Source organism: Rhizobium sp. BK661, assembly GCF_024808825.1.
Lineage (GTDB): Bacteria > Pseudomonadota > Alphaproteobacteria > Rhizobiales > Rhizobiaceae > Rhizobium.
Genome location: NZ_JANTYT010000003.1, coordinates 292,539 through 313,235, shown reverse-complemented (window position 1 = coordinate 313,235; position 20,697 = coordinate 292,539). Strand labels below are relative to the sequence as shown.

Annotated in this window: 19 protein-coding genes; 7 read left to right on the top strand and 12 right to left on the bottom strand. The window is 59.0% G+C overall.

The annotated features are described in order from the left end of the window. Positions 1–31: 31 nt before the first annotated feature. Genes FHX16_RS10305 through FHX16_RS10275 form a run of 7 tightly spaced genes read right to left on the bottom strand, consistent with a single transcriptional unit; the run spans position 32 to position 5,558 of the window. Positions 32–3,157, bottom strand: a complete 3,126-nt coding sequence (locus tag FHX16_RS10305) for a complex I subunit 5 family protein (RefSeq protein ID WP_183861898.1) — start codon at positions 3,155–3,157, stop codon at positions 32–34. Further along, positions 3,151–3,519, bottom strand: a complete 369-nt coding sequence (locus FHX16_RS10300) for a sodium:proton antiporter (RefSeq protein WP_183755399.1) — start codon at positions 3,517–3,519, stop codon at positions 3,151–3,153. Before FHX16_RS10300 ends, FHX16_RS10305 begins: the two co-directional genes overlap by 7 nt. A 17-nt stretch (positions 3,520–3,536) precedes the next feature. Beyond that, entirely contained in the window at positions 3,537–4,238 is a 702-nt protein-coding gene (mbhE, locus tag FHX16_RS10295; protein ID WP_183861896.1) for a hydrogen gas-evolving membrane-bound hydrogenase subunit E, read from the bottom strand. Continuing rightward, positions 4,235–4,579 (bottom strand): monovalent cation/H(+) antiporter subunit G, encoded by a 345-nt coding sequence (mnhG, locus tag FHX16_RS10290; RefSeq protein WP_183861894.1) that lies wholly within the window; start codon positions 4,577–4,579, stop codon positions 4,235–4,237. Before mnhG ends, mbhE begins: the two co-directional genes overlap by 4 nt. Then, the gene (locus tag FHX16_RS10285; protein ID WP_183755402.1) at positions 4,572–4,823 is read right to left on the bottom strand and encodes a hydrogenase subunit MbhD domain-containing protein; all 252 of its coding nucleotides are present in this window, start codon (positions 4,821–4,823) and stop codon (positions 4,572–4,574) included. The genes mnhG and FHX16_RS10285 overlap by 8 nt, the downstream gene beginning before the upstream one ends. A gap of 5 nt (positions 4,824–4,828) precedes the next feature. Next, positions 4,829–5,089 carry a monovalent cation/H+ antiporter complex subunit F gene (locus FHX16_RS10280; protein WP_183755403.1) on the bottom strand — a complete coding sequence of 87 codons (261 nt, stop codon included), beginning with the start codon at positions 5,087–5,089 and terminating at the stop codon, positions 4,829–4,831. Next, positions 5,082–5,558: a Na+/H+ antiporter subunit E gene (locus tag FHX16_RS10275; RefSeq protein ID WP_259127514.1), complete on the bottom strand. Its 477-nt coding sequence runs from the start codon at positions 5,556–5,558 to the stop codon at positions 5,082–5,084. The genes FHX16_RS10280 and FHX16_RS10275 overlap by 8 nt, the downstream gene beginning before the upstream one ends. A 543-nt stretch (positions 5,559–6,101) precedes the next feature. On the opposite strand from FHX16_RS10275, the gene FHX16_RS10270 reads away from it, so the two are divergent. After that, complete coding sequence (locus FHX16_RS10270) at positions 6,102–7,826, top strand: hypothetical protein (protein WP_183861892.1); 1,725 nt, start codon at positions 6,102–6,104, stop codon at positions 7,824–7,826. A gap of 591 nt (positions 7,827–8,417) precedes the next feature. Here FHX16_RS10270 and FHX16_RS10265 read toward each other — a convergent pair. The 4 genes from FHX16_RS10265 to FHX16_RS10250 all read right to left on the bottom strand — a co-directional run bounded on the left by FHX16_RS10265 (position 8,418) and on the right by FHX16_RS10250 (position 12,999). Next, the gene (locus FHX16_RS10265) at positions 8,418–9,617 is read right to left on the bottom strand and encodes a mandelate racemase/muconate lactonizing enzyme family protein (protein ID WP_183861890.1); all 1,200 of its coding nucleotides are present in this window, start codon (positions 9,615–9,617) and stop codon (positions 8,418–8,420) included. Positions 9,618–9,636: 19 nt separating this feature from the next. Continuing rightward, positions 9,637–10,998 carry a mandelate racemase/muconate lactonizing enzyme family protein gene (locus FHX16_RS10260; protein WP_183861888.1) on the bottom strand — a complete coding sequence of 454 codons (1,362 nt, stop codon included), beginning with the start codon at positions 10,996–10,998 and terminating at the stop codon, positions 9,637–9,639. Between the two features lie 68 nt (positions 10,999–11,066). Continuing rightward, entirely contained in the window at positions 11,067–12,233 is a 1,167-nt protein-coding gene (locus FHX16_RS10255) for a mandelate racemase/muconate lactonizing enzyme family protein (RefSeq protein ID WP_183861886.1), read from the bottom strand. A 55-nt stretch (positions 12,234–12,288) separates the two neighbouring features. After that, on the bottom strand, positions 12,289–12,999 hold the full coding sequence (locus FHX16_RS10250) for a GntR family transcriptional regulator (RefSeq protein WP_183861884.1): 711 nt from the start codon (positions 12,997–12,999) through the stop codon (positions 12,289–12,291). Positions 13,000–13,202: 203 nt separating this feature from the next. Here FHX16_RS10250 and FHX16_RS10245 point away from each other — a divergent pair, with 203 nt between their 5' ends. The 6 genes from FHX16_RS10245 to FHX16_RS10220 all read left to right on the top strand — a co-directional run bounded on the left by FHX16_RS10245 (position 13,203) and on the right by FHX16_RS10220 (position 19,672). Beyond that, positions 13,203–14,681: a sugar ABC transporter substrate-binding protein gene (locus FHX16_RS10245; protein ID WP_183861883.1), complete on the top strand. Its 1,479-nt coding sequence runs from the start codon at positions 13,203–13,205 to the stop codon at positions 14,679–14,681. Positions 14,682–14,754: 73 nt separating this feature from the next. Further along, positions 14,755–15,714: a carbohydrate ABC transporter permease gene (locus FHX16_RS10240; protein ID WP_016555152.1), complete on the top strand. Its 960-nt coding sequence runs from the start codon at positions 14,755–14,757 to the stop codon at positions 15,712–15,714. Next, positions 15,711–16,601, top strand: coding sequence for a carbohydrate ABC transporter permease (locus FHX16_RS10235; protein WP_259127499.1), 891 nt, complete (start codon positions 15,711–15,713; stop codon positions 16,599–16,601). Before FHX16_RS10240 ends, FHX16_RS10235 begins: the two co-directional genes overlap by 4 nt. Positions 16,602–16,612: 11 nt before the next feature. After that, positions 16,613–17,710 (top strand): ABC transporter ATP-binding protein, encoded by a 1,098-nt coding sequence (locus FHX16_RS10230; protein ID WP_183755411.1) that lies wholly within the window; start codon positions 16,613–16,615, stop codon positions 17,708–17,710. A gap of 33 nt (positions 17,711–17,743) precedes the next feature. After that, positions 17,744–18,907 carry a mandelate racemase/muconate lactonizing enzyme family protein gene (locus FHX16_RS10225; RefSeq protein ID WP_259127496.1) on the top strand — a complete coding sequence of 388 codons (1,164 nt, stop codon included), beginning with the start codon at positions 17,744–17,746 and terminating at the stop codon, positions 18,905–18,907. A gap of 21 nt (positions 18,908–18,928) precedes the next feature. After that, positions 18,929–19,672, top strand: coding sequence for a ribonuclease activity regulator RraA (locus FHX16_RS10220; RefSeq protein WP_183755413.1), 744 nt, complete (start codon positions 18,929–18,931; stop codon positions 19,670–19,672). A 146-nt stretch (positions 19,673–19,818) separates the two neighbouring features. On the opposite strand, the gene FHX16_RS10215 is transcribed toward FHX16_RS10220, so the two are convergent. Next, the gene (locus FHX16_RS10215; protein WP_259127493.1) at positions 19,819–20,613 is read right to left on the bottom strand and encodes a potassium channel family protein; all 795 of its coding nucleotides are present in this window, start codon (positions 20,611–20,613) and stop codon (positions 19,819–19,821) included. Between the last annotated feature and the right edge of the window lie 84 nt (positions 20,614–20,697).

The window sequence follows — 20,697 nt, the reverse complement described above, 5'->3', positions numbered from 1 at the left end:
GGGGCCAAGATTGTTGGGCCGCTGCCGGACATCAAGCTGGAAGAAGCCTGAACGTCCCCAGCAGATAGATCGCGATTGCATAGTAGAGCACATAGAGCGCGTATGTCTGGCCGTTGCCCGTGTAGACCCTTCGCACTACTCCCGCCGCGCCGATCGTCAGATCGCAGATTCCGTCCCAGATAAAGTTTGCAATTGGGGTAACGAGCGGTGCAAACGCCGATCGATAGAAGGCATAAAAATGCGTCGTGCTGACGGGAATGGAGCGCCCGCGCCCGGTTCGATAGACCAATAGGAAGCCCCCTAAAAGAACCGCTGTGATCGCGACAGTGACTGCCATGATGGGGATAGGATTCCAGTAGCCATAGATGGTCTCAAGCGACATCCCCTGCCAGACCAGAGTCGAGGCGAAATAAGGATCGATCGCCGCAGACACCGGATCCATTACCAGCTTCGGAAAGAACGACAGCAAGACAATTGCGAGGACTAGAACGAATTGCGCGGCCAAGAGCGGCAAGGGCGCCTCCGCCACAGCCTCAGCTGCGGGGCTTCTTGGACCAAGGAAGATCGAATAGCCAAATCTGAACATGTATAAGAAACCGATGAAGGTCGCGAGGACGGCAACGATCGCGAGACCATACCAGCCCCTGTCCATCATTGCGCTTAGCAGCAACCACTTGCCGCCGAAGCCGGCAAGTGGGGGTAGGCCGGACATCGAGACAAGGGCAACAATCACGCAAGCAAAGGTGAGAGGCATTTCCCTGGCGAGGCCACCGAGCTCATCGAACAATCGGGTACCGGTTCGCAGAATGACGGCTGTGGCTGCAAGAAAGAGGACACCCTTGACCATCAGATGATTGGCAACAAGGTAGAACGCCGTGACCCAACCGAGATGACTCATCAACGCTATCGCCGTGATGATGTAGCCAATCTGACTCATGCTGGAATAGCCGAGCATTCTTTTCAGATCGGTTTGTTGGAACGCCATAACGGCACCAGCGACGGTCGTCAGTAGTCCGATCCAACCCATCACGTGCGCCATTTCGAGTCCGACGTCAGAGCGAATGGCGAGGTATGTCACCATGAACAGCCCGAAGACCGCAACCTTGCTGATCACGGCGGAAAGCATTGCCGACAGGTCGTCGTCAGCCTCGGCATAGGCGCCAGGCAGCCAGACATGAACGCCAACCGCGCCGGCTTTGATCAGAAAGCCGATCGCGAGGAACATGAAGGCACGCGCCGCATCCGGGCCAGCCGTAGCGAAAGCCGAAAGCGCGGTGCTGCGGTTGGCATCGGTGGCAACGCCAAAGCCTGCAAGCAGGCAAAAGGCCGATACCAGGGAAAAAAGCAGGAACTGCAACACATAGGAGTGAGCACCGGGCCGTTGCGCGATCAGGAAATAGGAAGAGAGAGTGATGATTTCCCAATGGAAGAAGAACTCCAGGCTGGTAGCGGCGCGCAACAGACCGGCGATCGACAAAAGCAGGATCGCCATCATTGGATAGAAGCCCTGGCGAGGATCGGCCCGATAGAGACTGGCAAAAGCAATGACCAGACCGCCGGCAAGAAGAAGTGCAGCAAACAGTCGGGGCAAACCTTCGAGGTCGGCAGCGATCCACGATCCGACAACCAGCACCGCCGCCAGCATCAATACGCACTTGATCCTACCCGGAAGCCCATCGAGAAGGCAAAGCAGGCCACCGACACAAAGGGGCGCGACAAGCCATGGGGACGCTGCGCCCGCAAGAGCCGCCGCCACGGTGCCGCTCACAAACAGCAACACAGCGCTGGCCACCACCGGAAACAACCTGAATGGAGAAAGCTCGAGCGAGGCAGGGTTTCCTGTCGGAGAGCTGGTGTCTTTCGCGCTCGACGGCGGTCGCGTCGCCTGTTTGAACCAGCGGAACATATAGGCTGCCTCAAGCAGCGATCCGACCAGGATGACAGCGATCCAGACAGATCGCTCCCCAGCTGCAGCTTGCATTACGAGTTCCCATTTCGCCCAGAACCCTGGGAAGGGCGGCAGCCCGGAAATAGCGACCAAGAACACTGCAAGGATCGAGAGCAAAAGACGATTTCCGGCAATATCGGACCAACGGTCGACCTCGGTGCGCTCGACGATGCCGGCAAGCCAGAACAGGCCGGCCTTGGCCAACAGATGATTGACGAAGAGACCCCCGACAACCAGCGGCAGCGACTGCTCGGCCTCGAGGTGGTGGAGCAGCGCAAGCGCCAGCACCAGCAGCCCCATTTGTGCGATCGAGGAGTAGCCGAGCATCCGCTGCACGCTTGTCTGCCTCAGCCCAACGAGATTGGAGAATAGGAAGGTGACGCCGCCCGACACTGCGAGAATGCCCAGCTGATCTTCAAAGAGCGGCAGCAGCTTGAAAAGAGCGAAGAACACGCCGGCCGACACTGCGACGGAGGAAAGCGCGGCGATGCCGCTGTGGGCCGTCTCGTAGACGTCGAGCCCCCAACCGTTGGCAGGGAACGGCTTCAGCTCGAGTACGAGGCAGGCAAGCACGAACAGCAGCGCAGTCGCCCCGATCGGCCCGGTTATCGCCGCCCGGTTGGTGACCATCTCGTCGATATTGAGTGTACCGGTCACATGATAGAGGAGCCCGGCGCCCAAAAGAAAGAACGAGGAGGCGAGCACCGTCGCCATGATGTACTTGAAGCTGGCCGCAAGCGCTGCCGGGGTCCGCTCCAATCCAAGAAGCCCGTAGGTCCCGATCGACATGATCTCCAGGAACACGAACTGGTTGAACAGGTCGCGGGTCATTACCATCCCGTTGATGCCCATGATCAGGATCAGGTACAGCAGAAGTGCCGAATAGTTTAAGCGCAGCCGCTCCCAGAGATGCCAGGCGCCAAGAAGCCCGACAACATTGACGCAAACAGAGAAAAAACCTTCCCATGGACCAAACCGCAAATTGATCGAGAACGGTGGCACGCTGCCAGCCGTCAGGATCTCGAAGGTCGGCTCGCCGTTGTGGATTCGCCAAAGGCAGACGCATGAAATGACGGTCATTCCCAGCATCGCCACGACGAAACCAACCGCCGGCAATGGCTTGGCGATACGGTAGAGCAGGGGGATGAGAAATCCTCCGCCAATGCCAAGCAAGAAAATATTCAGCGGCTGCAGAAGGCTGTCTACCATTTGGACTCCGTCAGCGCGTCAATCGAGAGTGTTTTCCTCACGGCGTGGAGTCGGATCGCGAAGGACAGCATGATTGCAGTCACCGAAAAGCCGATGACAATGGCCGTAACGACGAGCGCGGCCGGAATCGGATCGACGGCGTGCTTGGCCGCGTCTGAAGCGCTGAGTGCCTCGTCGATAATCGGCGCCGTCCCGCCGGTGACATAGCCGGTCGCCACGAGGACGATGTGCATGCCTGTGTCGATCAGCGAAAAACCGATGATGATGCGAAGGATGTTGCGATGTCTCAGCATTCCCCAGAAACCAATGAGGATGAGAAGAAATCCGGTGGCCAGAAGTATGTGTGATATCGGCAGCCCCATGGCGCTTCCCATCTCGTCTAGCTGCGAAACCGGTCGATAATGACACTCAATTCCGCGCCGACCTTGATGCCCAGGAGCGCCGAAATCAGCGGGATCGCCCCGGCGCTGATCAGCGTCCCAAAATTGCCGCGTGGTAGAATATGGCTGTCCAGAAACCCGCTGCCGAAGGCAATACCGACGATGCCGATCAGGACGTAGAACACACCTGCAAGCGATTCCGTTGTGCTGAGAAAGCCGTGGTTGATCGATCCGGAAGGGTAGGCGAGCATCAGGAGCATGACACCGGAAGCAACGACTGCGCCCCCCTGAAAACCACCGCCGGCCGACAGGTGACCATTCATGATGACATAGGCGCCAAACAGGAAGATCAGCGGAAGAACCACCTCTGCACCATTGCGCACCAGTTCGCTCGGGCCGCGACCAATGATATGGGATGCGCTATCGCGGGAAGGTGCTTTCCCGCCCGCCTCGCCCGTAAGGAGCAGGCCCACACTCGCCGCCACCATGAATAGCACCGCGACTTCGCCGAGCGTATCAAATCCCCGAAAGGTAATCAGAATTCCGGTCACAACGTTTGGCGCACCAAGATCGGCGGGCACCTCAGTCAGATAGTGAACTGCCAGCGCCGAGAGCGTCTGGCGCTCGTCATAGTCGCTCACGAGTGAAGCAAAGATGACGCCGAATATCAGCACACAGAGCAGGCCAAATACGCGCCTCATGCCGAGCCCTCTTTGCCAGCACGGTCGTTCTCGTCGCGCAGGGCATCAACGACGGTCGCCGCCGCCATCGGCGTACGGATTGCGTGCGCCGCCCGCGACAGCGCATGTGACGACAGCGGATTGGTCATCAGCACGAAGTAGGCGATGATCAAAAGCTTCAACGACCAGTCCGGATGATAGATGCCAAGTCCGGCAAGAACGAGAATATTGCCCAAGGTCGAGGCTTTGGTGCCCGCTTGGATGCGGGTGAAGACATCAGGCATGCGCAGCAGCCCGATACCCGCGGAAAAGAGGAAGAACGCCCCAACGAGGATCGTCAGACTGCCGATCAGCTCACTCATCGACCGCTCCTGCGCCTCTGGTCTTGCGGATCGCGTAAAGGAAGATCAGTGTTGCCAGGCCCGAGCCGATCGCTGCCTCGGCCATGGCGACATCTGGCGCGGCCAAGAGCACATAGGACGCGGCCGCAAACAGGCTTGCGAGACCCGCGCTGACCATCGCCGCCATGAGATTGCTCAGCAAGACGGCCAGCACTCCGCTCACCAGAATGCTCCCGCACACCAACAGGATGAGCATCTCGAGCATGGCGGCTATGGCCCCTTTTCCAGGAAACGAGCAATGGCAAGAACCGCCAGAAAGCTCAGCAGTCCGTAGACAAGTGCAACGTCGATATAGACAAAGCGTCCTGATATGTGGGCGTAGAGCGCTATCAACGAGATAGTCACAACGGTCAGCATGTCGATCGCCACCACACGATCGATCGCCGTGCGGCCGATGATCAGCCGCAGCACACCAAAGACGATGCTGAAGAAGATCAGGACCACGGCAATCTGCAGGATGATTTCAGCCAAATACCGCCCCCAGGTGCTTCTCAAAAGGACCGATGATCATCCGCGTCGCTTCTTCCGGGTCGGTGGTCTTTACGTCAAGCCAATGAACGAAGAGGGCGTCACCTCTAAGATCCATGACAAGCGAGCCGGGCGTAAGCGCGATTGAATTGGCAAGGACCAGCCGACCGATCGGCGATGTGAGTGGCATCCTGACCTTGACGATCCCCGGACGAATAACAATGCGCGGCGCGTAGACATAGCGCAGCATGTTCATATTTGCCTTTACCAACTCGACGAGGAAAACGCCGGTATAGGCAATGGAATGCAGAACCTTGGTTGGCGTTACCGTGATCTTCCAGGCATCGCCGCGACGCACGAAGATCGATGCCAAGACGAAAGATACCAGAGCGCCCACGGCCACGATCGGGGCTTCAACCGATGAATTGACCACCAGCCAGACCACAAACAGGAAGCTTGCGAGAAGGACCACGCCCTGTGGCAATCCTGATCGGCGCGGTTGGGATGTTGCTTGGTCGTCTGGCATCGCGCAGGCTTTCAACGGGTTCAGGTGGAGTGGTAGCGCGCATTCCGGGTCGGTAGGTTTAAGTTCATGCATCTACTCGCGCGGCGATGTCGATCCGCGAGTTTTGGTCGGTCTTGGCAACACATTAGCATCGGCTGCATCGGACTGTGATCGGCACTGAATCCAGAAACTATGCCTGTGGTCCGATATGCCGCCGCATCGGAGCGCATTTTTGTGCCATCTCTTGACCTGTATCCAAAACGGCGAAATCAATCACGCTGGCACAAGGCTTACGTGCGGAACATGCTCTGTGCCACGTCGGAACGCCCATTTGATTGGCGACACGCCCACCGGCGGGGATTAGCGTAGACGTCGTGCTGGAGGGAACGATCTTATGAATTTTCAGACATCTCAAGTCGATCGGATGATGCGCAAATCGCGTAGGTTTGCTCCCCTGCAACGCTGTGTCGGATCAATAGATGTAGCCGGATCCAAACGGATGCCGATTTCATGAACGAGAAAGCCTCGCAATCGGTATCTGCCGTTCCCGCCGCACTAAGCCTTGCTGACTATCGCCCGCTCAGCGTGGCAGAAGAAAAGGTGGTTGCGCATCTCCAAATGGGCGACTTCGACCGTTTAGGCGACGGCCTGCGCCCGCGAGACGAAGATCCCGAGCGAACGGTGCGGGCGGAGCTTTTGCGGTATCTCATTCTCGGCAACGATGAATACCGTCTCCATGAAAAAGGGCTAAGGCTGACCGGAGCGTGGATCACCGGTATCCTCGACCTCGAGGGATGCAGAATTCCCCGCGACATTGGCCTTAAGGACTGCCATTTCGAAGCCTCGCCGATATTGCGCTCCGCGATTATCGACAATCTGTTCCTGGATGGCTCAGCCTTGCCCGGATTGCAGGCTGATAGGCTCGAAGCACGGGGCTGCCTCTCGCTTCGTGCCGCGATCGTAACTGGCGAAATCCGGCTCCCCGGCGCGCGTATCGGCGGCAGCATCGAAGCGGATGGCGTCTCGATTGCTTCGCCGGACGGCATCGCGCTCGACGCCGATGGACTGGAAACCAGTGGGGGCATTCTGCTGCGCGGCGCCGATGTGCGTGGTGGTCTCAATCTTTCTGCCGTCCGCCTTGGTGGTGACGTCAATGCGGTCGGGGCTCGCCTGGAGCGGCCGGGAGAAGTCGTCCTGAACGGTGACGGGATTGTGGCGGCAGGCGACCTCGCCCTAAGAGGGGCAATCATTGTCGGCGAGACACGTTTGCTCGGTGCCCGATTTGGTGGCGACATTGATTGCACGTCGGCCTCACTTTCGCAGCCGGGGGGCTATGCATTGCGGCTCAATCGAACCACGATCGACGGCGCATTCTTTTTGCGGCAAAACGCATCGGTCGAGGGCACACTCGACCTGACAGCCACGACAATCGGTGCGATTGATGACGAGATGGCGAGTTGGCCGAAAACCGGCGACTTGCTTTTAAACCGTTGCCGGTACGGCGCTTTTATCGGTGGTCCTGCGGACGCGGAAAGCCGCCTTGACTGGCTTGCACGCCAAACGCCTGAACGCTGGGGGGCGGACTTCTGGCCTCAACCCTATGAGCAGCTGTCGAAGGTCCTTAGGGAAATGGGCCATGACGAGGAAGCCCGCGCTGTCCTCATCACCAAGGAGCGGCTGCAGCGAAAGGCACGTCGGGCGCGTGCCAAGAACCCGGCCTTGAGGGTCGTCCTGGCGGTTATGGACGCCATCCTTGCGGTGACGCTGCGCTATGGGCGGCAGCCACTTCTGGCGCTGGTCTGGCTGATGCTCTTCTGGGCGATTGGCGCTGGGGTCTTTGGGATTGCCTACCGAAGTGGCGCGATGAAACCGAATAGCCCGGTCGTGCTGCGCTCCCCCGAATGGACGATGTGCGATCTGCAACGAACCGAAACCCGCTTCATGCCGTCTGCGGGACAGGATCTGAGGGGACGTGCCGAAGTCGGGCAGAACCAACTGACCTGTTTTCGCAATCAGCCGGAGGCAGCCAGCTACCCGGAATTCAATGCATTGATGTATTCGCTTGATGTTCTTCTGCCGGTGGCGTCGATCGGACAAAAGGAGTACTGGCGGCCGGACTCGCTGAAACCAACCGGCACCTTCACTTTGAGGTACTATTTCTTCCAGTCGGTGATCGGCTGGGCGCTCAGCCTACTGGCTGTCGCCGGTTTCTCGGGACTGGTGAAATCGCAATAAGGCCAGACACCTTGAGCGCTCTGGCAGGGCCAGGAGTTTGATCGCAAAAAGGCTATCTGGATACGATCGGCGTAGTGCATCCTTCATTCGGTACTTCGTCAGGATGCTATCCAATCGCCGCTCTCGCCGGTGAAGTGCGCAGAGGTCAGACCGGAGTGACAGTTGGATTTCAAACAGACAGGGCCGGCAATCCGATGGATTCCGCCAGCGCATCATGAGGGCCGAACATCGGAGTATTGCCCGGATTATCGGTCGCAAAATGCCAGCAGAAGAGCGTTTCGCATGTGGCTCGTGGATATCCGGTCTTGAGTGCGTGCCGGCTCTTGCAGACGCACTACTATCCCTCGAGCGTCGCGTTGATAAGCTGGCAGGATGTCGGGACCCATAAGGTAGTATTTGTGGCGTCTAAGGAATTCGAATGTCGAAACAGGGGGGCGGTACCCGGAGGTTGCGCTCCGACCTATGCCGCATCACCGCTTTCGACGCCGCCTCGCCGGCAGTTGCCCATTCAAGTCGCCTCGTAGAAAGCTCCTCACGCATACGCGTCGAGGACGCTTTTTGCGTTTGGCCTCAGCGCGTGTGGAGTGAGGTTCAGTCGAAGAACCCCGAATCTTCCTCTCTGAGATATCTCCTGGCCCTTTCGGCGTCGATATCGAGCCCCAGGCCCGGCGCTTCCAGTAGGTCCACCATGCTGTCCTTCACGATCTGCGGCGGCAAGCCGATTACCAGATCCTCCCACCAGGGGTCGGAGGCGCTCGGATATTCGAAGGCGACGTAATTTGCCGGCAGCGTAGCGCAGACATTGATCAACGCGCCGAGGCCCAGCAGGCCGTTTGCGGTGCCGTGCGGTGCCATGAGGATCGAGTGCATGTAGGCGTGCTCGGCGACCCATTTGAGCTCTGCAATGCCGCCAATATCGGCTGGATCGGGGCCGATGACGCGCACCGCCTGCGTCTCGATCAGTTCCTTGAAATTGTGCCGCAGGTAGATCTGCTCTCCGGTGTGGATTGGCGTAGAGGTGGAAGTGGTCAGTTCCCGATAGGCCTGCGGATTGACCCACGGCACGTAGTCGCCTGTCAGCATATCCTCGAGCCACATCAAATTGTATTTTTCGACCGCGCGAGCGAATTTGATCGCATCGGGGAGCATCCAGCCCGGGCCGCAGTCGAGCGCCAGACTGACTTTGTCGCCCAGCACTTCCTTCATCGCGATCACGCAGTCAAGCATGTGATTGAAACCGCGTTCGCTGATAACGCCCTGGTCCATGGCACCGTGATAGCCGGCCTTCTTCTGCGTCACGCCGTAGTGGAAGCCCTCGATGGTGTCCTTCATGTTGGAGTGGAACGAGATGCCTTGTTTGACCATGAAGAAGTTCTGCGGCTGCTCCATCATCCACTTGACGTCAGCGGCGTAATCCTCCGGCCGATCGCCCGTGCGTTTCTGGCGAATCGAGCCGTTGTAGACGCGCACCTTGTCCCGCACCTTGCCGCCGAGCAGCTTATAGACGGGCACGCCCGCGGCCTTGCCAGCAATGTCCCAAAGCGCATGTTCAATAGCGCTCACCGCCGCGCCGTACGGCTTGAAAGAGCCGCGTTGGCGGATCTTCAGCATTACTCTCTCGACGTCGGTCGGATCCTCGCCGACCAGCGCCTCGCGGAAATGCAGCACCCAGGGCTTGAGATAGGACTTGGTGAATTCGACTTCGCCCAAGCCATAGAGGCCCTCGTCCGTAACGATGCGGACGATCGGGTGTTTCCCGATAACGGCGCAGCGGAGATCGGTGATCTTCATCTTCGTTTTCCTTTTTGCCTCAGCTCCAGGTGCGATCCCAGGAATATTCATCGTCCCAGTGATCCGTCGGCTGCCAAATGCCGGTAACACCCGGTTGCAGATGCTGCGAGATCACCTCATCGACAACGTCGTCAATCCCCAGGCCGGGCTTGTCGGGAACTGTGATGAAGCCGTTCTTCACCAGCGGCTTGGGAAGGCCCGTGACGATATCGTCCCACCAGTCGACATCGGCGGAATGGTATTCAAGCGCCGTGAAGTTTTCGGTCGCGGTCGCGACATGTGCCGCGGCCATTGCGGCGATTGGACTTTCCGCCATGTGGATGGCCATGGCGACACCCTTGTCCTGCGCCATGTCGCCGATCTTCTTGGTCTCGAGGATGCCCCCGCTGGTGAGCAGGTCCGGGTGGATGACGGCGACGCCGCCGCTGTTGAGCAGAGGCTCGAAGCCCTCTTTGAGGTATATGTCCTCACCAGTGCAGATCGGGACCGTGGTGGCGTCCTGCAGTTGGCGATATTGCTCGGTATACTGCCATGGGATCACATCCTCGAGCCAGGCTGGCACGTATTTTTCAATTCGCCGGGCAAGGCGAATGCCGTTCTGCATCGAGATATGGCCGATATGGTCGATGGCGAGCGGCACATCCATGCCGATGACCTCGCGAACCTCGGCGATGTATTGCTCAAGCAGGTCGAGGCCCTTGTCTGAAAAGTGGAGGCCGGTAAACGGGTGCTGGACGTTATGCAAATCGTACGCAGCGTTGCGCACACGGCGCTCTTCGATGGTCTTCAATGGCCCGCGACTGGGATGGTCGCGGTATCCTTCCAGTGAGCCGGCAGGAAACACGACCGCACCGGGCACATCCGCAATCTGCATCAGTCCCAAATCCATCTTGAGGAAAGTGAAGCCGAGCTCCATGCGCTGCTTGAGGCGCTTTCCGGTCTCGGTGCCGCTCGGCACGGTGGCGTCGGTATCGCAGTAGACGCGCACTTTGTCTCGAAACCGGCCGCCGAGCATCTGGTAGACCGGGACGCCATAGGCCTTACCGGCAAGATCCCACAACGCGATTTCAACTGCCGATACACCGCCGCCTTGCCGACCGTGCCCGCCGAACTGCTTGATCCGGCGAAACAGCCGATCGATGTTGCAAGGGTTCTCGCCAAGCAACCGGCTCTTCAGCATCAGCGCGTAAGTGGCGCTGGCGCCGTCGCGCACCTCGCCAAGCCCGACGATGCCCTGGTTGGTGTAAATCTTAAGCAGCACTGTGGTGAACGGCGCCCCGACAATTTCCGCTACCCGCATGTCGGTGATGCGAAGGTCGGACGGCTTGGAATACATGTTCACCCGATTGAGCGCCTCGTCGGCTCCATCTGCCTCTGGCATGATTTATCCTCGTTTTGGTGGGCGGGGCTCATCGCCGCGCGCGCTGGGGCGGCGTGGTGCGTTGCTAGTTAGTCCAGCTCTATCTCATGGTTTTGAAGGTAGTCGCGGTTCATCTCAACGCCGAGACCAGGCTTGGGCGTAAGCTTGAGACTGCCGTTCGAAACATCGAGCGGCCGGTCGATGAGGTGATCGTATTTGCCAAGGTTCCACTCCGATGTTTCGAGTTTGTAGAAGTTAGGAACGGTCATCATCACCTGTGCTCCCGCAACCACGTTGATCGGCCCTGCCGCGTCATGCGGCGAGACCGGGATGTAGTAGGCTTCGCACAGGGCAGAAATCTTCTTGAGTTCAGTAATGCCGCCGGTCCAAGTGACGTCAGGCATAATGTAGTCAGCGAGCTTGTTTTCGAGCACCGGCACGAAATCCCACTTCGTGTGACCGCGCTCCCCCCAAGAGATAGCGGCACTGACCTTCTCACGGACCTGTCTCAGCGCGTTGAGGCTCTCCGGCGGACAGGGCTCCTCGAACCAGTCGATCTGACCAGCTTCCTCGAGGCTCCGACAAAGTCGAATGGCGGTCGGGACGTCGAACCGGCCATGCGCATCGATGAGGATGTCGACATCAGGGCCCGCCGTTTCGCGGATGAGAGCCGTGAGTTCGGCGGCTTCGCGCTCATCCTTGCGGGTCATGCTGCCATCGAGGTAGCCGTCCCGCTGTTCGCGAGGCAGCCCATCGGCGGTGCGGCCTTGGTGGGGGAAGGGATCGAACTTGAGCGCAGTGTGGCCAGACTCGACGATGTCTCGAATTTCGCGGACCACAGCCTCTTTGCTGGTAAACTTAGCCTGGTTCGGGTGGGTGTAGAGCGCGATCTCATCGCGTAGCGGCCCACCCAACAGCTCGTAAATCGGCTTATCCAGGACTTTTCCTCGGATGTCCCAAAGAGCTATGTCGATGGCGCTGACGCATTCGACTGCGGCGCCGCGACTGCCCATGTAGGTGAAGCTGCGGAATATCTTGTGCCACAGGTACTCGATACGCGCCGGGTCCTCGCCCGTCACAGCGGCACCGATCTGCCGCAGGATCGTACAGAGGGCGCGATTGGCGAGCCTTGTCGTGGTGGTGATCTCGCCCCAGCCGCTCACCCCCGCGTCGGTCGTCACCTCGACGAACAGAAACTCTCCCCAATAAGAAGCATCGGACTTGATTAGCCACGGCCGAACGCTGGTGATTTTCATATCAACTGCCTTTGTCAGAAGTGGTCGGGATAGCGATGTTGCGGGGCCAGGTATTTTATCCTGCCCGAGCGGCGTTACGCGCACGCATGTGTTCTAGGATGTGCCGGCCGGAGCCTTCGACATGGCGTGCAATGAGTTCGCCTGCCTCGTTCGCGTTTCCCGCTTTTACATGCTCGATGAGCTCGCGATGCTCGCGAAGGATCGCGGCGCGCCGAGCGAGCGTGAAGTCGAAACGCCGGCTCACGGCTCGAAGCACTTCGCGATGCTTCCACCAAAGCTCGGCTGCGTGGCGGTTGTAGTGCCTCTGGTACATTACGGTGTGGAAGGCGGTGTCCAGCTCGCTGTGCCTGACCGTATCGGCGAAGTCGTTCTCTTCAATCAACCCTTGGATGCGTTCGAGTTCAGCAATGTCCTCGACGGTGGCCATACTCACGAACCATCGCGTCAGTGCCGGCTCGATCAAGACTCCTATCTCGTAGATGTCTCGAACAAAGTCCTGATCAATAGGCCGGACACGCGCTCCGCGGTTAGGAACGAAGGTAACAAAACCTTCGCCGCGCAACAGTTGCAGAGCCTCGCGCACTGGGTTGGTTGAGGTGCCATGGCGCCGGGCGAGATCAGTGACGACAAGCCGTTCGTTGGCAGCGAGCCGCCCTTCGATGATGTCATCCCTGATCAGTTGATAAAGCGAGGCGCCCTCGCTGGAGGCCCCGATAGCGTCGATCCCATCGGGTGGCTGTGCTTTAAAATCGCTCGTTTCGGCCAAGACTGTCTCCAATCAATACATAGATTGCTCGGATATCACGCGATCTTTCCACAAACAATGTACGATTTCTCCGATTGACAGGCAATCCATGATCTGAAAACGTATAATCAGCTCGAACGGATACATTGGCGGCAACGCCCAGCCGGCGAGCAAAGACCGCTCGCCTCGAGGCAGAGCGGCATGGGAGAACCTGGAGGATGCCTATGACGAGGATTTCACTCGGAGGTGCCGTCCTGCGCGGCACTGTCTCCACTGCTTTGATGGTATCGTTGATGTCCGCGTCGGCGCTGGGGGCGTCGGTCGACTTGAGCCAGTGGTCGCCGCAATATGTGCGCTCCATTGCCGGCACAGAGAACTTCGACACGGCGGCCGATTGCGCCAAGGTCACCCCGCTCGATTACAAGGGACGACTGACTTTCTGGTATCAAGGCGTGTTCGAGGGCGACCCCGATCTTTTGCGCCAGTATTACAAGGAATTCTTCGAGACCTTCCGCAAAACCTACCCAAACATCCAGCTTGAGGAACAAGCCCTCACCTATAATGACCTGCTGGACAAGTTCCGGACCGCGCTCCTTGGCAATGCAGCGCCGATGGCGGTCCGCCTGCAAATCCTGGGTGGCACCGAGTTCGCCTCCAAGGGCTATTTGCAGCCACTCAAACCCGAGGACGTTGGATATTCGACCGAGGATTTCTGGCCAGGCGCAATGAAGGCCGTGACCTGGGATGGGGTGACCTACGGCATTCCCACCAACAACGAGACGATGGCGTTCATCTGGAACGCCGACGTCTTCAAGCGCGCAGGCCTCGATCCGGAGAAGGCTCCGGCAACCTGGGACGATGTCGTCAAGTATTCTAAGCAGATCCACGACAAGCTCGGCATATCAGGTTACGGCCTCGTGGCTCGCAAGAATGCCGGCAATACGCCGTACCGCTTCATGCCGCAGCTGTGGGCCTATGGTGGTGGCGTCTTCGACGAAGCAACCGCGAGCCCGGCCTACAAGGAAGTCGAGCTCAATAGCCCGCAGAGCAAGGCGGCATTGCAAGCCTCCTACGACATGTACGTTCGCGACAAGTCGGTTCCGGTTTCGGCGCTCACCAACCAGCAGGCCGACAACCAGCCCCTCTTCCTCGCTGGCCAGCTCGGCATGATGATCTCGCACCCGTCCGACTACAACGTCATGCTCGACCTGCAGAAAAAGGCGACGGACACGGACAAGGCCAAGGCGCAGACGGTCATCGACAACATGCGCTACGGCCTTATTCCGACTGGCCCGGACGGCAAGCGCGCCGTCGTGTTTGGCGGTTCCAACATTCACATCCTGAAGCCCGAATATGTCGAGGGCGGCAAGGTAGACGAGCCGGCTGCAAAGGCTATCATCTGCATGTGGACGAGCCCCGAGTGGTCGTTGAAGATGGCCTATGCCGGCTCGAACCCGGGAAACCTTAACGGCTTCAAGACCAAATGGATGAAGGAACGTCTGGACAGCATCAAATTCCTCGATGTCACGACCTCGATGCTGCCATACGGTATCCCGTTCCCGGCACTGCCGCAGTCCCCCGAGATCATGAACATCATCGTCCCGGACATGCTGCAGAATGCCCTGACCGGAGCCATGACGGTCGACCAGGCAGCGGACGACGCAGCCAAGAAGGTAAAAGACCTGATGGACGGCGGACTCTAGTCCAAGCCTGAAGATCTGACCGGCTGCGCCCCGATCGCAGCCGGTTTGTTCCGACGAACAAGGGCACCGCACAGTGACGATCTTGACTGGCAAGGCCGAGACTCGCCGAAGACTGCAACCCGATAGGCCAGGCGTGCTGCAAAAGATCTGGGAGCATCGCGCTGACTACGCGTACGTGCTTCCGGCGATCGCCGTGATGCTCATCGTCATTGCCTACCCTATCTACTACACGATCGAGCTTTCGTTCTTTAATACGCCTCCCGGCCTACAGCTCCGGGACAAGATTTTTGTCGGTATCGACAACTACATCGCCATCCTCACAAGTCCGGTGTTCTGGAAGGTCACCTCGAACACTCTTATCTGGACGCTCGGGTCCACTTTCATCTCATTTGTCCTGGGGTTTGCCTGCGCCTTGGCGCTCCATCGTGACTTTATCGGCCGTGGCATCCTGCGCGCCGTCCTGATCATTCCCTGGGTCATCAGCGCGGTCGCCGCGTCCTACATCTGGAAGTGGATCTACCATTCGGACTTTGGGATCATTGGCGCGGTGCTGGTCGGCCTCGGATTGGCGGATCGGCCGCCGAATTTCATCGACAGCGTCAGCACCGTGCTGCCCTCGCTGATCGTCGTCAATATCTGGCGAGAGTTTCCGTTTGCCATGATCATGATGATGGCTGGCCTGCAGACGGTTCCCGACCAGTTGCTGCGCGCCGCAAAGGTGGACGGGGCCAATGCATGGCAGCGATTCTGGCACGTCACCTTTCCGCACTTGAGAAACGTCTCGACGGTGACGATCCTTCTACTTGCCGTGGCCAACTTCAATTCGTTCATCATCCCCTGGATCATGACCGGCGGCGGGCCGTCGAACGCTTCGCATATCTGGATCACGCACATTTATGAGCTCGCCTTCGGCCGCCAGCGCTGGGGAGTGGCATCGGCCTATTCGGTGCTGCTGTTCCTGATCTTGATGTCGCTCGGTTACTTCTACGTCCGTGCGCTGAGCGGCAACGAGCAGAGGGATGCGAGCGAATGAGCACAATTGCCGAGGCTCCTCATCGAGACCAGGGGCGTCGCCGCATGCGCATCGATGGATGGCGGTGGGGCGGACGCATCTTCCTTGTGTTCATGCTGCTCTACACTGCATTGCCGATGATCTGGATGCTGATCACCTCGATCAAGTCCGGCTTCGCGGCCATGCAATTCCCGCCGCAATGGTGGCCGGACCAACCCACGCTCGCCAGCTACCAGAAGCTGCTCGATCCGCAAAACAGCGTCGGCCAGGACTTCCTGCGCTTCTTCTGGAACAGCCTTTTCGTCTCCACCGCCACGACCATCCTTTCGGTGATCGTGGCAGTTCCTGCGGCCTACGCGTTTTCACGCTTTACCTTCCCGGGGCGGAACTTTCTGTTCTTCGCCGTCTTGCTTCGCAACATGTTCCCGGCAGTGATCTTTCTCGTGCCGCTCTTCATCCTGATGCGCGCGATCGGGCTGGTAAACACGCATGGGTCGCTCATCCTCACCTACCTCACATTCGGCCTGCCGCTGGCAATCTGGCTCCTCAAGGGCTTCTATGACAACATCCCGGTGCAACTCGAGCAGGCGGCGCGCATCGACGGCGCAACGCGGTTCCAGGCCTTTGTCCTGATCGTGATGCCGCTCTCGGCGCCAGGAATCATTGCCACGGCGATCTATTCCTTCATCGGCGCATGGAACGAGTACATCTACGCCTACACCTTCCTCTCCAAAAACGAGCAGTTGACGCTGCCGGTCGGCATCCAGCGCTTCTTCTCGGAGAATACGACGGACTTTCCGGGCCTGATGGCGGCCAGCTTCATGATGAGCGTGCCCGTCGTGGTCCTGTTTCTCGTCCTGCAACGATACTTCGTACGCGCCCTCACGGAAGGCGCAGTCAAGCACTAGGGGAGTTGCCGTTGGCCCACGTGGTCCTCAAAGATCTGGTCAAGACCTATGGCAGCTTCAAAGCTGTCAACAATGTTTCGCTGACGGTCAACGACGGCGAATTCGTTGCGCTTGTTGGCCCGTCAGGCTGCGGCAAGACAACCACGCTCAATCTTGTGGCGGGGCTTATCCCCATCACATCTGGCGACATCGTCATCGGCGACCGGGTGGTCAACCACCTGGATCCCAAGGACCGGGATATCGCAATGGTGTTCCAGAACTACGCGCTCTATCCGCAGAAATCGGTCTACAAGAATCTCGCGTTCCCGCTGCAGATGCGCAAACTGCCAAGGGACGAGATCGACAAGAAGGTCAAGGAAGCAGCGCGAGTGCTCGACATGACGCAGCTGCTCGAGCGCAAGCCGCGCGAACTTTCGGGCGGGCAACAGCAGCGCGTGGCCCTGGGACGTGCCCTTGTTCGCGATCCGGCGGTATTTCTAATGGATGAACCACTCTCCAACCTCGACGCAAAGCTGCGCGTGCAGATGCGGTCGGAGATCAAGCGTTTCCACCAGGACCTCAAGGCGACGATCATCTACGTGACGCACGACCAGCTCGAAGCGGTAACCATGGCCGACAGGATGGCGGTGATGAACGGCGGCTACCTGCAGCAATACGATTCGCCGGCGCAGGTCTTTGCCCACCCGGTCAACATGTTCGTCGCCAGCTTCGTGGGCAGCCCGGCAATGAGCCTTGTTCCGCTAGAGGCATCAACGGCAAGCGGAAACACTGTGTTGACCAGCGCGGAGGGCTGGCGTCTCGAGCTCTCGCCAAATAACGCCCGGAAGGTCGAAAGGGCCAAAACCAGGAAAGTCGTGCTCGGCGCACGTCACTCGACGATCAAGCTGCACAAGAGTGCGATGCCCGGAAGCGTCCCTGCCAAGGCCTACACGGTAGAGCCGACCGGAGATGTCACCTTCGTTCAAGCGTTTCTGTCCGGCGCCATCGTCAATGTCAGTGTGCCGCCGACCATCGCCGTCGCGCCCGATGAACAGATTTGGCTCGAATTCGATCAGGAGCGGATGCATCTGTTCGACGGTGAAACAGAAATGGCCCTCAAGGCCAACTGAGACCAAGCGGATGCGTGTGAAACGAGGGCGTGGATGACCACGAAGCTTAAAATTACGACGATCAAGCCCTATCCGGTATGGGTCGGAACGCGTAACCAAATGCTGGTCAAAGTCGAGACCGACAACGGCCTCTTCGGCTGGGGCGAGAGCGGCTTAAGCGGTCGCGAGATGGCCGTGGCCGGCGCGATCGAGCACTTTCGCGAGTTTCTCATCGGCCGTGACCCGATGCAGATTGGTCGGATCTGGCAGGAACTCTACCGCAGCCAATACTTCGAAGGCGGGCGCGTTCTGCAGGCGGCGATTTCCGCAATCGACATTGCCCTTCACGACATCAAAGGCAAGGCGTTGGGGGTGCCGGTCTACCAACTGCTGGGCGGCAAGCAGCGCGACCGCATTCCTACCTTCGCCTCGACCGGAGATGAAGCCGAGGGCGATGTTGCCATTGAACGAGCTCGCGAACTACGCGCGCAAGGGTGGCAGGCGATCCGCTTCTTCCCCATCGGGCAAAGCAGCAAGGACATCTTTGAGCCGCGCGAGTCGATCGGGCCTACAGCAACCATGCTGAACAAGGCGCGCGAGACGTTGGGCAACGACGTCGTCCTCGGCATCGACTATCATCATCGGCTGTCGGTGGCCGAGGCGGCGAGCTTCTGTAACAAGCTCGGCCGCGGCGTGCTCGATTTCCTCGAGGAGCCGATACGAGACGAGACACCCGGGGCCTACGAGTCCCTGCGCACGATGACCGACATCCCGTTCGCGATAGGCGAGGAATTTGCCAGCAAGTGGCAATTCCTGCCCTACATCGAACGTGGAATCCATCAGTTCAACCGGCTCGATGTTTGCAATGTGGGCGGGCTCACCGAAGCGATGAAGGTCGCGGGTTGGAGCGAGGCGCACTATGTGGACCTGATGCCCCACAATCCCCTCGGGCCAGTCTGCACAGCCGCAACCATCCACCTCGCCGCAGCGGTGCCGAATTTCGCTTGGCTCGAGACTAGGGCTCCCGAAGCAAAGCTGGGCTTCGATAATTCCGACTTCTTCCCCGTGCAGCCACGCCTCGACGGCCCCAACTACCCGGTCAGCGATCTGCCGGGGCTCGGTGTGGGAGTCAACGAAGAGGCGGTCAAGGCGGAGAGCTTTCGTTTCTGGGAAGCGCCTCACCTGAAGCGCCGCGACGGTTCTGTCACAAACTGGTAGTTTCATCCACCGGAGTCTAAAATGACGCATACGCCCGACATTACGCGACCGCCCAAGGAGCTGATCGACGCACTGAAGGAAATCGGCGCCGCGACGGTTGCCGGCACACTTGGCCACATGGGCTTCCGCAATCCGCACATGGTCGGTCCCGTGTCGCAGAACCGCGGGAAATCGATCGTCGGGCCGGCCCTGACGCTTCAATTCTTGCCGCAGCGACCGGACCTCTTCAGCGAGGGAGAATATGCCGATCCGGAGACGCAGTTGCACCGCCACGTGCTCTATCACGCGCAAGAGGGCGATGTGGTCGTGGTCGACGCCCGCGGCGACATGAGTTCGGGCGTCTTCGGCGATATGATGTCGACGTATTTCAAGGGCAGAGGCGGCGCCGGCATCGTGATCGATGGGTGCATGCGCGATCGGCCCAATGTCGAGAAGCTAGATCTCTCCCTATGGCTGCGCGGCTGGACGCCCAACTATCATGTGCAGACCAGCATCTATCCCAATGCCGTCAACGTCCCGATTGCCTGTGGTGGTGTCACTGTAATCCCCGGTGACATCATCGTCGCAGACGACGACGGGGTGGTCGTGCTTCCAGTCGCAATGGCCTCGAAGGTGATCGAGGAATCGCAAAAGCATCACGATTGGGAGGAGTTCTCGCGAATGAAGCTTATGGAGGGTGGGTCGTTGCAGCGCTACTATCCACTGCATGACGATGCCCGCGGAGAGTACGAGGAGTGGCGCAAAACAAACCGCTTCGAGAACTGAAGCCAGCCTATTGATTGCGGTGGGCCCAACACCTTCCGGGGTATAACCGACCTACAGGAAAAGTCGAATTTCGCCGTGGCGTATCCGCTTTTCGATTCCGCAGCCGGGATCCAGTCGCCATCGGATGCTCTGGATCGCCTGCAGCCTTACGAGCCCTCGTCAGGAATGTTTAGGATTTCGCCGCAGGCCTTGCAGTGAACGGCGTCCGCGTCATGTCGCAGTAGTCCACATCGGTGGCAGGCATATGTGACCTTATGGGGTCGGACCACCGCCTGGGCCAGTCGCACGAACAGCGAGATGCCAACGATCATCGTTACGACGGATGTGAGCTTTCCAACAGTGCCGGGAAGCGTGATATCTCCGAAGCCCGTCGTCGTGACGGTCGCGACCGTGAAATAAAGCGCGTCGACGAACCCTTCTCCCCCAACTTTGTCGTAGAAGAACGAGGTATAGACGAAGCCGGTGATAAGGAAGAGGAATACCACGAAGTTGATGATCGCTCTCACAACATCGAGAAGATGAACGTAGCCCGCCCTGTTGAGAGCTTCCTTGATCAGCGGACTTCGACCGATCGCCCAAAGTCGAAGGACTCTAAGGAACGCGAAATTAAACAGCAAATCCGGGAAGGCGAGGGTTGCCAGGACGACCACGTCAATCCACGTCATTGGGCGAAGGATCCATTGGCGAATGGATGGCGCCGCAATCGCGCGGGCGATCATTTCCACTGCGATCCAAACGGCGATAGCGTAATCGATAATGAGATAAGAGGGGCCTGAACGGAGGTATGGCCCCAAGATGAAGAAGGCGAGGATAGCGATATCGACAAGCGCAAACGCGGCCTGTAGCAAAAATGCTTGCCGGCCGTCGGCTCGTTCGATCCGGCGCAGACCCTGCTTCAAATCCTTTCGGTGCGTGCCGTCCCCGACGTCAAAGATGCCCATAGTCGAAATCTAGGCTCCTAGGCATGGTCATCAAGTCTCGGTATTTGAGATTGCGGACGATGCGGTCGTCTGCATTCGGTTCGA